This is a genomic window from Leptospira yasudae, from assembly GCF_003545925.1.
GTDB lineage: Bacteria > Spirochaetota > Leptospiria > Leptospirales > Leptospiraceae > Leptospira > Leptospira yasudae.
This window is the reverse complement of the sequence record NZ_QHCU01000005.1, coordinates 81,051-97,217: the sequence shown is the minus strand read 5'-3', so window position 1 is coordinate 97,217 and position 16,167 is coordinate 81,051. Positions and strand designations below refer to the sequence as shown.

Below are 16,167 nucleotides of genomic sequence, written 5' to 3'. Positions count from 1 at the left end.
TTCACCGGTAAAGCATTTGACACCAAAGGTGTACAAAGATAGCCTCCAAAGGGAATGGATCTTGTAGAAGCAAAAATTTCAGACATTTCTTTGACCAACGTTGGGTTCGCGGTTTTTCTAAAAACAAAGGACGATTCCGATTCCAGAGTGGTTCCGATTTTTATCGGCCCGCTCGAAACCCATTCCATCACTTCCGTTTTGGACGGAACCAAACCGCCGAGACCGATGACTCACGATTTGATGACCGTACTTCTCACCACTCTCAACGTAAGCATCATAAAAATCTCGATCGAAGAAATCATCGATAACACATTCTACGCGAAAATCACCCTCCGTAAAGACGAAGACGTAATCATATTGGACGCAAGACCGAGCGACTCCATCGCCCTCGCACTCAGAGCGAACGCCCCGATCTATCTCGCCAAAAAAGTGATCGAAGAAGCGGGAATCGAAATGAAGGACGAGGAGATTCCGGGAGAATCCATCGCCCGCGAAAAGATTTCCCAACTTCCGAAAACCCAATTGGAAATCCTTCAGGAATCCCTGAACAACGCGCTGAAAACCGAGGATTACGAAACCGCGGCCAGAATCCGGGATCAGATCAAAAAGTTAATCGAGAATTCCTAATTTACCTGATACAGTTTAGAAAAAGAGGAGAATTAGATTGGAAAAGCTACTGATGGACATTTTAAACGCGGGAATCGCCCTGTTTCAAAACGGAGAAGGAAAACTCAAGCAATCCCTTTCCGAATTGGATGTGATCTACCAAGAGCTCAGAGAAAAGGGAGAAGCGAATCAAAGTCTAAAGGCCAATCAGGTTCGCGAACTTCTCAATAAAACGGTTCAAGACGCCACGGACATTCTTTCCAAAGGCGGGGAAGGCAGACAACAAGCGCTCGCCAAACTTCAGGAGAATTTCATCCGTCTTTCCGCAGAGATCGAAGCTTCGATTCCGGATCAATTCAAGGCTACCGCAAAAAACACTTTAGACGAACTCAAACGTCTCTTAAGTAAAAACCAATAACCGATTCTTTTTTCGAAAATGTTGAGACAAGGCGGGTGGCTTGGAAGACTATTGTCTTCGGGCCATTCTACTTAGCATGAATAAATTATCCTTCGTCCTCTTCTTTACCGTCTTTATAGATATGATGGGATTTTCCGTGATCTTTCCCATCTTTCCCGAAACACTCAAAATCTTTCTCGCTAAGTCCGGCGATCCGGTCTTGGATAAGTTCACCGATCTTACAAGAATTTTAATGGAAGCCTCGTCGGGAGATTGGTCCTTATTCGTCGCTCTCTTCGGTGGAATCGTCGCGAGTCTTTATTCTCTTCTTCAGTTTGCGTTCGCTCCGATCTGGGGAAGAATCTCCGACCGTGTGGGAAGAAAACCGGTTCTCGTATTTACAAGCTTAGGAAGTTTTTTCGGATACGCGGTCTGGTTTTTTTCGGGAAGTTTTTCCCTCTTCGTTTTTTCCAGAGTGATCACCGGAATGATGGGGGGAAATATCTCCGTAGCTTCCGCGGCGATGGCAGACATCACGAGCGAAAAGGATCGTGCGAAAGGAATGGGTTTGATCGGAGCCGGAGTCGGACTCGGTTTTATCGCGGGTCCGCCGACCGGAGGTTTGTTTTCAAAAATCGATCTGAGCTTTTTGGAACTCGCGTTTCCGGACATTTCATTCACCGTGTTTCCCGCTTCCGCTCTCGCGGCAGCTACGATCGCGTTGATCAATCTATTGATGATCGTTTTCTGGTTTAAGGAAACCTTAAACGTAGATCGGGAAGTTCAGGAAAAGAAAAAGATCCATCCGATCATCGGAGTATTCACTTCGAACAACAGAGAAGTGGTTTTGTATTCCCTTCTTTACTTCGTGTTCGTGTTCGCGTTTTCCGGTTTCGAGTTTTCGATCAACTTTTATCTGAGCCAGTTTTTGAATTACAGTCCGATCGCGATCGGTTTGACTTTCGTATATATTGGATTGATCATCGTTTTGATCCAAGGCGGGGTCTTTCGAAGACTTTCCGGCAAGGTAAAGGAAACAAGACTCGTACGAGCGGGCGCCCTCTTCTTGATCGTCGGTTTCGGGCTTCTCTATTTCGTATCGAACTCGTATCAGCTTTTTATATCGCTCACCTTTTTGGCTTCGGGAAGCGCGCTGCTTCACCCTTCCCTTTCCACGTTAGTTTCTCTTGTTTCCGGAAAAGAGGAACAAGGCACGAACTTAGGAATGTTTCGAAGCCTCGCTTCTCTGGGAAGAGGTTTGGCTCCGTTCGCGTTTTGTCTGATTTATTTCAGTTACGGTCCTGCGCTCTCCTTTCTAACCTCTGGAATCATCTGCTCCGTGTTCTTGGCGTTTATCTGGAAATTAAAACAACCCGGTCACGGACATTCCTGATTTTCGAAGCGCCGAGTCTTTCCAATCGCTTTTCAAAACCGATTCAACCTTGTATAGGCGCAAATTATCGGTTTGCCGATTTTCGATTTCGGATTAAAGAATCGTTTTTAATGCGGTGGACAATCTTTCAAAGTGAAGCGATTCTTCGAGCTTGCTTCCGTTTTCGAGTCTCAGCAAAAACGTATCCCGCACCGAACCGGAATCGGTAACCGCCTTAAACGAAAGGATATCGATTCCATACAGAAACAGAAGCTGAGAAATTTCAAAGATGATTCCCGGTCTGTCCTTCATACGGAGATCCATAACGGTACAATCGCTTCCGTGGGAATTGAATAAAAACAATTCGATATTGGATCGATCCTTATTCTTCAGATACTCGGCTTTTTCGGGAAAACGTTCCAGATAACTCATAACCGAAACACCCTGAAAAAACATTTCCTTGAGATCGGAATGAATCGTCTGCAGCATCTCGTCCGTCATCGGAAGACGATCCACATTCTTAATGATAAAGATATCGCTGATGTATCCGTCCTGCGAAGTTTCCGCGACGGCTTCTTCTATGTTCCAGCCTCTCACGAAAAGCGCGGCAGTCACTCGGTAAATGATTCCGATCTCGTTGTTCGAGATATTGACCTTCAGAGCATAGGAATCGTCTCTCGGGATGCAGGAAATATGAACGGAAGATTCTGTAGATGTTTGTATCATTGCGGTTCCCTCGAATACATTCTGTTTACTTCTAAAGCAATCATCCCATAAATCGAAGATCTATGGGATGAAAATCGGAAGATATAAATAAGAATGCAAGAAGTGTGCCGCGTCGATTTAGAGTGCGAACTTCACGCCGACGTTGGCGGAATAAATCTTTTCCGCAACCATTCCTTCCACCAAAACCTTAAAGGTAAGAAGGTTGATTTCAACCCCGCCGATCAAATAGTTCAGACTGTCCTTCGCTCTTGCGTCTCCTTGAGTTCGGATCGAAAGATTTCCGGTCGAAGAAGCGGAATACCCCTGTAAGAATTGCATCGGCAAACCGGCCGCTGCCGCGTCCAAAGTCAATGTAAGAGGACCGCTCACGGCCAAGCTCAAATTGGAACTTCCGCTGTTCTGACTGATTCCCGCTCCTGCAAAAATCGTAAGAAAGTAAAACAAGCGCACGCCGGTTCGAATATCAATCGGTAAGGATTCTGATTTCGCTCTGTAATCCATCGTAAAGTCGGCGTCCCAACGTCCGCTCGCAGGACCGAAGGAAACTTTCGGGATCGAGGTCGGAGAATAACCCAAACTCATTTCTTCGGTTTTACGATGGAATCCAAGTCCGAGACTCAATCCCGTAAAACCGAAAAAGTCCAAACGCGTATAACGTTCTTTAATGAGCTGAAAACGAACCGTCGCGCCGAAAGAATTATAATTTCCCGAAATTCTATATTGGTCCGTTTGGTTGTTGAGATTTCTAAGATCGCCTTGATTCAAATTTCCTTGAAATCCGTGAACGTAGATATTGATTCTATGAAGAAAGGAACGTTTTTCCTCTTCCTGATCGGAAGGACCGTTTCCGGTGAGCCAACCCAGGTTGACTCCCGCCATCAGAGTCGGGCTTAAGGAAGCTCCGCCGTTCGGAAGATTCGGGAGAGTCACCCCCGCATATTGAATTTGAATGTCTTCGTTTTTTACGCCCGCCGCAGAAACCCCGCCTCCGATTTGAAACCGATTGATCGTTCCAGGTCCCATCATCGAGGAGTTGATCGTGGTCAACAAAGCCGCATCCGCCATGGACTTGACGACTTCGTTCAAATACTTGGTCCGAATCTCATTTTCCAGTCCGTTGAACTGGGAAGAAATGCTGCTCGGTATGATCGTACAAGCCTGTCCGGTACAGGTGACTTGTGCGGTTAAGGAACCCGCCGGAACCAGTCCGGCAAAGGATAGAATTAAAATAGGAAGAATTCTTCCTACGCTAAAGTTACGGCAGGTATTCATTTTTATCCCGTTTCATTCGACGGGAACTTTAGGAAATTTATTTCAGAGTCCCAGGCTTCTGCCTATGATCTCCTTCATGATTTCCGTCGTTCCCGCGTAAATTGTCTGGATTCTCGCGTCCAGATACGCTCTGGCAATCGGATACTCCATCATATAACCATAACCGCCGAAGAACTGCAAACACTCATCCGTATGACGTTTTTGCATCTCGGTCGAATACCACTTCACCATCGAAGCCTGTGCGGTATCCGATTTTCCGGCCATAGTATCCAAAGTAACCTTATCGGCGAAAGTTCGGCACATCTCCAGTTCCGTCGCCATCTCAGCCATCTTAAATTTGATATGCTGAAAGGAGCCGATTTTTTTACCGAATGCCTGTCTTTCCTTGATGTATTGAAGGGTTATTTTCTGAACGAGCGCGGTCGCTTCCACGGCAGCCAGTCCGAGGACCAAACGTTCCGTAGCCAACTTCTGCATCAAATATCGAAAGCCTTGTCCTTGTTTACCGATCAGGTTCTCTTTCGGAACGATCACATCGTTGTAATAAAGTTCCGACGTATCCTGCGCTTTCAGACCGAGCTTTTCGAGTCGTCTCCCTCGTTCAAAACCCTTCATACCCTCTTCCACCATGAGGAGGGACATCGTGCCATTATCATGTTTAACAGCCGTAATCACTAAATTTGCCAATTGTCCGTTGGAAATGAAGGTTTTTTGTCCGTTGACCACGTAGTGATCGCTCTTTTCCACCGCGGTAGTCCGAATTCCTTTGAGGTCCGAACCGGCGCCCGGCTCCGTCATCGCGATCGCAAGAATGCTGTCTCCGGAAGCGCACCCCGGTAACCAGCGTTTTTTTTGCGCGTCATCCGCGTAGGAGGAGATATAAGGAGCGATAACGTCGTTGTGTAAGGAAATAAAGAATCCGCTGTTTCCCACTTTTGCGGATTCCTCTATTATGATTACGTTATATAGAAAATCGGCGTCGGATCCGCCGTATTCGGCGGGAATGTTCGGACAAAGAAGTCCGTTAGCGCCCGCTTTTTTCCAAACTTCTTTCGGAACGATTCCTACTTTTTCCCAGGATTCATGATGCGGAGCGACTTCCGTCTCGAAAAATTTTTTAGCCATCTCACGGAACGCTTCGTGTTCTTCCGTGAATTGAAGGACTCTTTCCATTCTAATCTCTCCCTGCGTCTACGAATAGACTGTGTTCATTCTCATGTAAACGCCGGGATTCTTCTTCACGTAATCGATCAGATCATTCTGCTGAATGGAGTATAATTCCGTATCTACTTCAGCTCTAAACGTATAATTCGATACAAAGTTTTTGGAGATGTTGTATATCTCTCCTACGAAGTCCCCGTCGGACAGTTCGGCTAACAAATTTCCGTTCTGATAGACGTTTACTTTTCCATTGCGAATGATATAGGCATCACCGTAAAATTCTTTTTCTCTGACAAGAATTGAACCTGCGTTCACTTTATGCAAGGTCATGATCAATTCCAGCTGTGTAATCTGATGACTGGTCAATCCGCGGAAGTGTCTCGACTCGGCCAACGCTTTCCAAGAGTTGGAATCTCGAATTTCGTTCAGTCTTGTTAGGTTATTTTTCAGATCCGAATTACGAATGAATTGTAAAAACTTATTCTTTTCAATGGTGAGGGCGAGAACATCCGTCTCCGCATATACGTCCGCCGCTCTCGGAAGATCCAATACGAGAGAAGCTTCGCCGAAATATTCGTAGGTTCCGTATCGTTTGATCGGGCCTTCTCCGTCCTGCTTGAGTCCCTCGAACTTTACGTTTCCGGATGCGATGATGTAGAACTTATCACCCGGAGTTCCTTTGCGGATGATCTGATCTCCGCGTTTGTATCGTTCTTCGTTTACGATGAGTAAGAATTCTTTTGCCTTTTCGATCGGGAAGCCGTGAAAGATATCGATCTGCGTCATCACATCCAAGAGGTTATAAGCCTCGATGTGTTTCGGCGGAGTGATTTCCGGATACAACGTGTTCTCGATTCCGAAACGCGCGAGTTTCAGTTTGGTTCCCGCGGGCATATCCTTTCTCGCGATATGATATACGGTGATCTTTTCCTGAATTTCGGGAGGCAGAGACGCGAGATAACTCACTCTCGTATGCAACGGAGGAATTCCCGCTTCGTGGTAGATGATTCTACGTTCCCAAGGAAACTCTTTGAAGAACTTCCAGCGGGATTCGGGAAGAATTCCGGCGGCATACATCTTATCGTGAATTTCGGGCTCGTTCAAATGATCCGACGTGTAGATGAAAGATTGATCCTGGAAGAAGAATTCGAATCCGACCGATGGAATCGAATGAAGCGCATAATGAAAATTAAATTCTCCGCCGTTGATCATCGTGGCTTTTCCGATGATGATCGGCTGGAAGTGAAAGAGTTCCTGCAGTTCTTTTTTCGGAATTTTGGTGAGCGCGGAATACTTTCGCAAGAAGCTGTCCATCACGGTTTCGGTCGCGTGAATCGTGATCTTGTTCTCTTCGAGAATCTTTTGAAAGGTTCCGGCGTCGTGATCCGCGTGACAGTGCGTTAAAATGACGTGGTTGATGAGTTTCGGATTTACGTTCGATTGACGCAGCCACTCGGTCGAATTGACCGGAGGGTCCACCATAATTCCTTGGTGGTTCAACCAGATGATGAAGCCCGAGGTGTTGTCCTCCGGATCGAATCCGTGAGACGGTCCGAGACAAGTGATTCCGATGATCGGAGCTTGAAAGGGTTCGGTCGGTCTTTCCCCGATATCGTATTTGATGTTGAACCCGACTTCGCCGGGAACTTCGATTTTTCTTTCTCCGTCCTCGATGAGAAAGTCTCCGCTTTCCAGCTTGAGAATAATTACGTTTCCATAATATACTTTATTGTCGTTGTCGAAGACCTTGAATTCCACGACGTCTTCGAGTCCCTTGTATCCGCGGAAGTAAGCCATCTCCGCTTTCATATCGGGAAACCCGAAGGATTCTTCCCCGTTGAGATACTCGCTCTTGAGGTTGATGTTGTCCGGTCCCATGAGGGACTCTCTGAGTACGGTGATGAGCTGAACTCTTTGTTCTTCCGTACATACGATAAACGTTTTTTTCTGTCTTAAAAAGAAGTTATAATAAATCGGGAATTCGAGTTCTGCGGTGCTGATTCCCTTTTCAACGTGAAAGAATTTGTTCGGGAGAATAAAGACCAACGGGGTTTTTTTCTCGAACCCCATTGTGTCTTTGATCGTTTCCGGTGGAGAGCCGATTTGAAGGTATCCCTCGGAGGTATCGATCAGATACCCTCCTCTAGGCAATTCCGTATAACCTTTGTATGTTTCTTTCAGCATAGTACGTTAATGGAAGGAAAAAGAATTATTTGTGTCTTTCGATAAAATTCTTAATTTGAGCTTTCGGAAGCGCTCCGATCACCTTATCCACAAGTTGTCCGTCTTTGTATAGCAAGAGTGTCGGGATGGAAGAAATTCCCAAGCTCTGCGCCGTATCTTGGTTATCGTCCACGTTGAGCTTTTTGATTTTTACCGTTCCGTTCATTTCGCTGGAAAGTTCTTCGAGAACGGGAGCAACCATCCTACAAGGGCCGCACCACTCCGCCCAACAATCGATGAGGACCAATCCTCCGGATGTTTCACTCTTAAAATTTGAATCGTTGACTTCTGCCAATGCCATCTTTGATTCAGTCTCCTTTTTTCCTATAATATATATCAGACTCGTTCGGTCTATTTTTTCTTTTTCTTTTTCTCTTTATCCGCTTCTAATGATTCGACTTTCTCTTTGAGAGATTCGATCAATGTTTTTGTCTTTTCCAGATCTTCCGTTTCTCCGTCACCCGTCGTCTGAAGAATCTTACGGTTCACCTCGAGCATCGAGATGGACTTTTTCAGATCCCCTGCGTCTTGGGTGGAAAGGTCGAACTTGGCGCGGTATTCTTGTGCGGCGTAGTTACACAATTCGAGAATCAAATTAAAGTGTTCCTGTCTGATATAATAGTGCGGGTTTTCCAAATCCCTTTCTTTTTCAAAGGCTCGGAAGTCGAATACGTTCTTACACAAAACCGCGATCTTAAAATGAATCTCGGGAAAGCTCCATTTCCATTTGCTGTTGGTTCCGAACGCATCGATCGTTTTGTTAGTTACCTGACGAATCGCTTTGATAAAATTCAATCTTTGTACCGGACTAAATTCGGTAATTTTCGCCAGAAGATCCTTATTTTCCGCCAAACTTCCTTCGAAGTCCGCGCCTACGATCTTCTCCATTACGGAGATCGCGTTGTAAATTTCTTTCCGTCCCGTATTCAGGTAGGTATCGCTTTTGATATCGAGGATCGCCACGCTTAGGTCGTTGACCAAAAGACAGGTGTTGATCGTTTTGATCGCGTTGATCGACAAGGCGATTTGATAATAGGGTTCGAGCTTGGGAACCTTCTTCAGTTGGGACTTAAATAGGTTACTTTCCTTTTTGAGATCGTCTAAGTAAACTTTGAAGTCCGTCAGTTTTTCGGCGAATTCCTGCTTTTGTTCTTTGGTGAGTGCCATACTAAATACAGTTTTTTTCCCAATCGGATTTGCTATTAAGAGTATCGGCCATTTTCAAAGTTCAATGGATATAACCGCCGGGAATCCCCTCGTTTTCAGGGAATTTTCTTTCCTAAGTTACGCCTGCGTATTGACGATTCCGCCGGTGGACGAAACCGGATCGGAAACGAGAATCCCCTCTTGCTTTTCCGGCAAAATCGAAGAAGAAGCCGACCCGGTGGAAACCGGTTCGGGCGTTGCAACGACTTCGGGAGAAGCGGCGCCTGCGGAGGAACTGAGCGAAGATATTTCCATAAAATCAGCTTTCTCACGGATTCTCGAAAAAAGAAACCGTTTTCCGCGTTCCAAGAAGAACCCGTGATCGAACCAAATGTCCTTACTTACTATTTGACAGATAAAAGCAAAGGGAAAGTCTAACAATCAGGCTTTGCTTTCAAAGCTGTTTTTGAGGTATTACTTATGTTAGCACCACTGGCAGTCTTCGGATCACTCGGTTGGACTGAAATTCTACTGATTCTTTTTATCGCTCTTCTACTCTTCGGAGGAAAGAGATTGCCTTCTCTCGCAAAGGATCTCGGAGACGGAATCCGTTCTTTCCGCAAATCCTTAACGGGAGAATCGGACGAACCGTCCCAGCAAATCGGCCAAGAACAATCCGTTCCTAAGGAAGAAGCGAAAACTTCCAAATCCAAAAAATCCAAATCTGCCTGACCATCCGCGGAATGGCCGGAAAGAAAAAATCCAAAACGACCTCTCTCCCTAGTCCGACGCCCTCGAAAGAATCGCTCTCTCGAGATCGGGAAAAGTATATGACCTTGGGGGATCATCTCGAAGAACTTCGGATGGTTCTCATTCGGTCGCTTCTCGTCGTCGCCGTGATTATGGGAATCTCCCTTTTTTTTGGAGAAGAGATCCACAAAATTCTCGCGCAGCCGTATAAGAACGTGTTAGGTCCTCAGGCGACCTTCTATCAGATCAAACTGATGGCTCCGTTCATGATTTATCTCAAGAGTTCGTTTATGATCTCGATCCTCTTGAGCCTTCCGTTCGTTCTGTTTTTTCTCTGGGGATTTATTTCCCCCGCCCTCGATCGCCAAACCGATCGTTACGGGAAATTTTTGATCTTATTCAGCACCCTTCTGTTCTGGTTCGGAGTTTGGCTTTGCTGGACCGAAGCGTTCGAGAATCTTCTTAAGATTTTTCTCATCAACTTTCGTCCGCCCGACATCGAATCCAGACTTCCGATCGACGAATACTACGAAATTTTTTTTAACATCCATTTGATTTTCGGTTTATCTTTTCAGCTTCCTGTTGTACTCATTCTCCTTGGCAGTTTGGGAATCATTCGTTCTTCTTTCCTGCTTTCGAAGTGGAGGGAAGCGATCATCGTTCTGGCGATCGCGGCCGCGGTTCTTTCACCGGGTCCGGATTTGATTTCCATGTTGTTCCTGTTCGTTCCTTTGACGATACTGTTCCTGGTCTCGATCGTTTTGATGAAGGTGATAGAGAGAGAATAAATTGTTAAACAAAATTCCTTCCAAACTCAAGCTTCCCATCGCCGTTTTCGTCCTCAGTTTTCTGTTCTTTTTGATCTATACGGTAGCGGACGACATCATTTTGAAATCTCCTTTGGGTCAAAGCAAGGCGATCTCCCTTTCGATCCGTCTCGCCTTTGCCCTTTCCTTTTCGATGCTTTTGGCCTCTCTCGTATTCTATTCCGTAAAGCTAATATACGCTTCGATGCGTTCTCTTGTGACTCTCGTTCAAGACTGGGGAAGCGACGTCTACGAAGAACATCCCGTCGCCAACCGGGACGACGAAATCGGGGAACTCGTTCGCGCGTTTCGTCTGAAATTCTTTCAACAAAAGGAAATGGAAGACGAACCGACCCAAGAAGCGATGAATGAAAGAACGAGGGAGATCGCCGATTCGGTGCAGCGCGCGTTTTATCGGATTCAACTTCCCAAGATCCGCAATTTGGACGTTTCCCTTTTCCCGAGAATGAGCGGAGACTCTAACTGCGATTATGTGAACGTCATTCCGAGCGCGGACGGCTGCGTGGGGATTCTCGCGGGATTTCCGAGTCCGGGCGTTTTGGAATCCGCGTTCAAAGCGAGACTCGAAGGAATTCTCTCCTTAGCCAACGAAACCTCCGGTGTCCGCGGAGAGGAAATGGTCTTAAAGATCGGAAAAATTCTTTCCAAGATGCCGATTCCGTTCTTAAACCTTTCCCTCTTTTATCTCGTCGCTAAAACGGGAGAATTGGGTTGGATTCATTTTCAAGAGCTGCCCGCTTTCGTGTATAAAAACGAACGGTTAAACGCCTTCGAAAAAACGAAAGTTCGTTACTTCGATTACAAGGCGGTCGAGTTGGATCTCAAAAAGACCACCTTAAAAGCGGGTGAATATTGGATCTTGGTTTCGGACCGGATTTATTCCGCGATCGGAATTCCCTCCGGAGAATTCACGAAACAATTTGAAACCGCTCTTTCCGGAAAGAATTTCGGAAATTCCAGAGACTTGATTTTGGACTGCGGCAGAATCATCGAACGCAGATACGGAAAGAATGTTCTCGAAACTTCCGCCTTTCTAGCCGTTGCGCGAAAGTAATCCTCGATTTATGCGTTCGCAGTTCACAAGAAAATTTACGATTTAGAATATTCAAATTAGATAAAGCAATTCAGCCGAAAGACTCCTTTCATTCTTTGTCCGAACTAGAACAAACCCGCACAAACGAAAAAAGCCCGAACGTTTCCGCCCGGGCTTTTGATTTCCGAAATACTCGAAGAAGTATCGAAACTCTTTCGAAAGAATTTTTCGACTTCCCAATGCTTTTCAGTAAGAATTCTTTCTCTTCTGAATTCTTTACTTAGATCCCCAGTTTTGATAGAGAATCGGACCGAAGGCAGTTACGATCAAAGTCAGAAAAAGAACGATGATCGGAACGATCACGCGCTCGTATCTCGAAAAGAAACTCGCGTGATGAATTTCCGGTTCTTTCTCCAAATACTCGCGTACTACGTGTTTGGTCAAAAGGTGATTGAGCGCCACCGGCGGAGTCAAATATCCCAACTCGAAGGAAACGAGAGCCGTCATCCAAAAGTTCAATGGATGAATTCCGTTCGCCTTCGCGATCGGATACAGCGTAACGGAAACCAAGATCACCGCGCCGTACGGATCCATCAGCATTCCGATGATCACGAGAGCGATCGTCAAAACGATCATCGCGGACAATGGAGAACCTAACTGGCTCGGGAAGAGATTGATCACGTTGGAACGCTCGAACACCCCTCCCATACAAGCCGAAAGCCCCATGAGCATCAAAAGAGCGCCGAGGTGAGAGCCGGTATCATACGAGGTTCTGGAAATCTTCACGACGTCTCGCACGTTCGAAGCGGGATGATGCTCCTTCTGACTCTGTTTGTGATCCCAGTAAATCAAAGCAAGCATCGCGATCGGCAACATATACGGAGCCGTATGTTCGTCGAAATGCGTATTGAGACCGAACACAAGCACGAATACGATCACAACCGCGATCAGAATATACAAACTGAACGGTTTAAAAACGGACCAAGTCGTTTTCATCGCGCCGGATTCCGGCTGAATCTTCCAGGATTCTTTGCGTAAAAACCAGCTTACTGCCAAGAACAAGGTCGTGGAAACCGCGAATACTCTCCAACCCCAGTGAAAGAGTTCGTCCGTGGTCACGTCCAGATTCAAAGAAGCGACGATCACCACCAAAAGACAAGGAGGAAGAACCACTCCCAAACTTCCGCTCATGGCGGTTGCGGCTAACGCTCTTTCCTGCGAGGCGCCCGCTCTTCGGAGTTCCACGAAGATGGTCGCACCTAACGCCAATACGACGATCCCGGAAGCGCCGCTGTAGGCGGTCGGAAGCGCCGCCGCGATCACGACGATCACCGCTAAAAGTTCCGCGGGAAGTTTCCAAGGTTTCAATAGATCGAAGAATCTTCTCCCGAGAGAAGTGTCGCGGAGTAAAATCCCGGTCCAAACGTACAAACCGATCTGTATATACAACGTGGCGTGCGCGGTCAATTTCTGCAGATAGATCGCAAGACCGGCTGGATGATATTCGATCAGAGTAAAATACACTCCGCAGACGACGGCCATCCAACAATACAACGGAATCGCGAGAAGAATCTCGGACATCCTGCTTTTTTGCCGGTCCGCCGGAATATGAGTAAATTCAGAATTTCGAATATTATAAACGTTCAATGCGCTCAGAAAAACGAGCCCCGCGATCCACAAGACTTGGATCTGCGCGTCCACTCCCTTGCTGAACGGCAACATGGACGCTGCGGAAAAAACAAGGATCGCATTCGCGAGAATCTGACTTAACTCCGAAGCGAGTTCTTCCTTTTTGTTTTCGGGGTTTTTGAGAGCGATATGATAACGCCTCGTAGTCGAGACGATCCCGGCGACGAGAAGCAGAATCACCATCGTCATCGGAATATAGTCGATTGCAAAGATCGTGATCGAAGAAAGTTTTCGTTCCGTGCCGCAATAGAGTTTTTGCCCCAGGCTCAACTCCATCGGAGGCAACACGGAAGACTCTGCCGTGTTTTCCTTTTTCGAGGGCGTTTTGGAAGCGGAATCCGTTCCTAAATCCAGTTCTTCCAAAAGCGCTGAATCGGAAGCGCTGACTTCCACCTTCTCCAAGGAATTGATTTCGGACGCGATGCAGTGAATCCGAATCTCCGCATAACGCGGCCAGATGGATTCTCCCAACTCGAGCATTCGAGCCTGGACCAACTGACCGAAACTTTGAATCAAAGGAACAAAAAGAAAGAGCAATACTGCCCAAGATACGATTTTCTTTGCCATGCGTTCTCGTTCTATCTGGTTATTCTAAGGAATCGGAACATTCTTCCGCAGCGGCGTCCGCCTTACAACGAACTCCTTTCATCAGCTTGAGAATGGAAGCGTGATATACGCCCTTGTCTCGGAGTTTAATGCGAACTTCCCTGAATTTCTCGAAGTAACCTTTGACTTCTTCTTTGGGAACTTCGAGCCAATACTTGGCGGGAACTTCTTTTTCCGCCTTTCTGGTTAACTCAAGCATCGTTTCAAACTGAGTCGCCGCCCATTGTCTGGATTGATTTCCGTAATCCGCAGGAAAGTCCGCGGTCTTTCCGACGATTTGAAACGTAAGTTGTCCGATCGGAAACTTTACGATTCCGCCGTTCGGAATAACGCCTTTCATCAATTCGAGAGGTTTAAAACCGACCGCGGGAGAATAACAAGCGTCCGCACGTCCGTTGTTAAAAATTCCGGCAAAGGTAGCGATCTCGGCGGGAACCATGGAAGAACCCACAACGTCGACCATCGTAGTCGCCGCTTGATCGTAGGTCAAAGTCGCGATCTTCTTTCCTGCGAGATCTTTAATGGAACGGAGATTCTTATCTCTCAAAAGAAGATATACCGCACCGCCGGGAAACATCGCCATCGTTTCGTATTCTCCCGCGACGTTCAACTGTCTCGCTTTCGGATTTGCAAGAACGTCGATCGTTCTTTTCAGAAGATCATACGAAGGAAGAGCGCCGATCGCTTCGAGAGAACCGGATTGGGGAACGTAACCGCGAACGCGAAGGCTCGTCAAAAGAGCGAGATTGCACTTGCCCGCTTTGAAATCGGAGTTCGCAACGACTTCGTCCGTGTAAGCCTTCGGTTCGAGACGGATTCCCCAGTTCAGAGCCTGTGCTTGATAACGAAGAGCGGACTTATAGATATCACCGTGTGTTCCGGACGGATCGAAGACGCAGATCGTTTTATTGATCGGATCTGCCGCCGAAAGCGAAGACGCAAGGGCCAACGCAAGAACGGTTAGAATTTGGAAACGGATTCCTTTCATGGATATTCTCCTTACTATTGAATTCTTAGTTAGAATGACTTCGGATCAAAGACCTTTGAGAAGATCGTCGTCTTCTTTCAGATCTCGTTTGCCTTGCGGAAAACTTCCGAGAAGCAACGGACCGCGATGGCCTTTTTCTTTGGTCCAGATTTTATCGGACTCGTGTCTGGAAAGTTGTTCCGCATACGATTCGAGAAGTTGAAACTCGGGATTTCCCTGACCTTTCTCTAAAATTTTCGCGTGTTCCTTTACGGCCTTTTTGATCGCGTCCTGATTTCCTCTTCCGGCTAACGCCTGGATTTGAAAGGCGCGGGAAAGACTGACACCCGCTTTATCGCCTAACGCGACCGCACGGTCCAGTTGCTGAAACGGATCTTTCCCTGCGGGAGTCGCACCCGGAATCGAAAGCCAGATGATCGCTTCGAGAGCGAGGGGAACTCCCCACCATTCTTCCGCGTTCAAGCATTTGGACGCGTTAGACACGATCGACGGGATGTCGGTGGGAACGTTCGCGACGCCTTGTGCGGCCCGGTCATGAAGAATCGCGAGAAGACTCGCGGAAAGACCGATCAAATAATAGAACTGATCTTCTTTGGAAAGAGAAGGACATTTGCCGTTCCATTCTCCGAAATACAGATTAAAACGTTTGTAGGCTTCGCCGTATCGTTTTGCGGCAAGACCGTGGTTGCGGATTTCGATCGCCTGATGATCGGTCGCCTCTTCGCCCTTACCTTTGCGAACTGCGGCGAGATAACGAAGTTCCGCTTCCTGGGCTTCCCGTTCCGCGCACATTCCCGCTCCTAACATCGCGACCAAAATCGGGAGATCCGGACGAGGGGCAACCCGCTCAAACGAACCGATCAAAGGCGCCAAACTGACACCGGCGTTGCAAACCGAGTCCAAATCCTTGGATTGGAGCATAAACGGGATTAGGTGATCTTCTGCGTAGGAAGAAATCGTTCTTCCGGTGACGTTATAAACGAGGGAACAAGAGAGAGCGTTTATTGTAACAATCGTTACAAATAAAAGTAAACCAAACTTCGACTTTCGATTTCTCATTTCAGGCACATTTATCGCTTAAGAGATTTTGATGAAAGTTAATCGCGGCTTCAGATCCGTCCATGATTTTTTTTAGAATGTTCGTTTTATTTTGGGCGAGTCGCGTACTATAGAGAAGGTAGCATTGTAAACATAGAATTCGTTGTAGTTCCTACGATCTTCTGTGAAAAGGGGCGACCCCGCCCTGACGAGCGACCATAGGAGCGAGGCGCTGAGTTCTGGGTGGCGGTGGAGAGGGGGTGGGAAGAATCGGGCAATTTCCCTGTATCAGAAAAACCTCGATCCGGAAAGCAGAATATTTCACTCCTACTT

General features: G+C 46.8%; 16 protein-coding genes. 6 read left to right on the top strand and 10 right to left on the bottom strand.

Annotated elements, in window-relative coordinates; genetic code table 11:
* Positions 1 to 54: 54 nt before the first annotated feature.
* From DLM76_RS14670 to DLM76_RS14660, 3 genes are all read left to right on the top strand, one after another.
* The gene (locus DLM76_RS14670; RefSeq protein ID WP_010575028.1) at positions 55 to 627 is read left to right on the top strand and encodes a bifunctional nuclease family protein; all 573 of its coding nucleotides are present in this window, start codon (positions 55 to 57) and stop codon (positions 625 to 627) included.
* Between the two features lie 37 nt (positions 628 to 664).
* A complete protein-coding gene (locus DLM76_RS14665) occupies positions 665 to 1,024 on the top strand; it encodes a phasin-related domain-containing protein (RefSeq protein WP_406600485.1) in 360 nt (119 codons plus the stop codon).
* A gap of 76 nt (positions 1,025 to 1,100) precedes the next feature.
* Positions 1,101 to 2,396 (top strand): MFS transporter, encoded by a 1,296-nt coding sequence (locus tag DLM76_RS14660; RefSeq protein WP_118965673.1) that lies wholly within the window; start codon positions 1,101 to 1,103, stop codon positions 2,394 to 2,396.
* A 93-nt stretch (positions 2,397 to 2,489) separates the two neighbouring features.
* Here DLM76_RS14660 and DLM76_RS14655 read toward each other — a convergent pair whose 3' ends face one another.
* The 7 genes from DLM76_RS14655 to DLM76_RS21580 form a co-directional block, all read right to left on the bottom strand.
* Entirely contained in the window at positions 2,490 to 3,101 is a 612-nt protein-coding gene (locus DLM76_RS14655) for a hypothetical protein (protein ID WP_118956781.1), read from the bottom strand.
* A gap of 117 nt (positions 3,102 to 3,218) precedes the next feature.
* Positions 3,219 to 4,373 (bottom strand): Lsa36 family surface (lipo)protein, encoded by a 1,155-nt coding sequence (locus tag DLM76_RS14650; RefSeq protein WP_118965672.1) that lies wholly within the window; start codon positions 4,371 to 4,373, stop codon positions 3,219 to 3,221.
* A 42-nt stretch (positions 4,374 to 4,415) separates the two neighbouring features.
* Positions 4,416 to 5,546: an acyl-CoA dehydrogenase family protein gene (locus DLM76_RS14645; protein WP_118956783.1), complete on the bottom strand. Its 1,131-nt coding sequence runs from the start codon at positions 5,544 to 5,546 to the stop codon at positions 4,416 to 4,418.
* A gap of 18 nt (positions 5,547 to 5,564) precedes the next feature.
* Complete coding sequence (locus tag DLM76_RS14640; RefSeq protein WP_118956784.1) at positions 5,565 to 7,718, bottom strand: cAMP/cGMP-dependent 3',5'-cyclic-AMP/GMP phosphodiesterase; 2,154 nt, start codon at positions 7,716 to 7,718, stop codon at positions 5,565 to 5,567.
* 25 nt (positions 7,719 to 7,743) lie between these two features.
* Positions 7,744 to 8,058: a thioredoxin gene (trxA, locus tag DLM76_RS14635; RefSeq protein WP_118956785.1), complete on the bottom strand. Its 315-nt coding sequence runs from the start codon at positions 8,056 to 8,058 to the stop codon at positions 7,744 to 7,746.
* Positions 8,059 to 8,108: 50 nt separating this feature from the next.
* Positions 8,109 to 8,924, bottom strand: a complete 816-nt coding sequence (locus DLM76_RS14630) for a TP0443 family flagellar-associated protein (protein ID WP_118965671.1) — start codon at positions 8,922 to 8,924, stop codon at positions 8,109 to 8,111.
* Positions 8,925 to 9,041: 117 nt separating this feature from the next.
* Positions 9,042 to 9,218, bottom strand: coding sequence for a hypothetical protein (locus tag DLM76_RS21580; RefSeq protein ID WP_158586066.1), 177 nt, complete (start codon positions 9,216 to 9,218; stop codon positions 9,042 to 9,044).
* A 165-nt stretch (positions 9,219 to 9,383) separates the two neighbouring features.
* On the opposite strand from DLM76_RS21580, the gene DLM76_RS14620 reads away from it, so the two are divergent.
* From DLM76_RS14620 to rktP, 3 genes are read left to right on the top strand one after another with little or no spacing between them, the layout of a single operon-like run.
* Entirely contained in the window at positions 9,384 to 9,635 is a 252-nt protein-coding gene (locus DLM76_RS14620) for a Sec-independent protein translocase subunit TatA/TatB (RefSeq protein ID WP_118956788.1), read from the top strand.
* An 11-nt stretch (positions 9,636 to 9,646) separates the two neighbouring features.
* Positions 9,647 to 10,441, top strand: coding sequence for a twin-arginine translocase subunit TatC (tatC, locus tag DLM76_RS14615; protein WP_167450777.1), 795 nt, complete (start codon positions 9,647 to 9,649; stop codon positions 10,439 to 10,441).
* A 1-nt stretch (position 10,442) separates the two neighbouring features.
* Positions 10,443 to 11,534, top strand: coding sequence for an Arg-Lys translocation region protein phosphatase RktP (gene rktP / locus DLM76_RS14610; RefSeq protein WP_118965669.1), 1,092 nt, complete (start codon positions 10,443 to 10,445; stop codon positions 11,532 to 11,534).
* Between the two features lie 255 nt (positions 11,535 to 11,789).
* Here rktP and DLM76_RS14605 read toward each other — a convergent pair whose 3' ends face one another.
* Genes DLM76_RS14605 through DLM76_RS14595 form a run of 3 tightly spaced genes read right to left on the bottom strand, consistent with a single transcriptional unit; the run spans position 11,790 to position 15,717 of the window.
* On the bottom strand, positions 11,790 to 13,769 hold the full coding sequence (locus tag DLM76_RS14605) for a TRAP transporter large permease subunit (protein ID WP_118965668.1): 1,980 nt from the start codon (positions 13,767 to 13,769) through the stop codon (positions 11,790 to 11,792).
* A 19-nt stretch (positions 13,770 to 13,788) separates the two neighbouring features.
* On the bottom strand, positions 13,789 to 14,796 hold the full coding sequence (locus tag DLM76_RS14600; protein WP_118965667.1) for a putative solute-binding protein: 1,008 nt from the start codon (positions 14,794 to 14,796) through the stop codon (positions 13,789 to 13,791).
* A gap of 45 nt (positions 14,797 to 14,841) precedes the next feature.
* Positions 14,842 to 15,717, bottom strand: coding sequence for a hypothetical protein (locus DLM76_RS14595; protein ID WP_241548259.1), 876 nt, complete (start codon positions 15,715 to 15,717; stop codon positions 14,842 to 14,844).
* Positions 15,718 to 16,167: the final 450 nt, after the last annotated feature.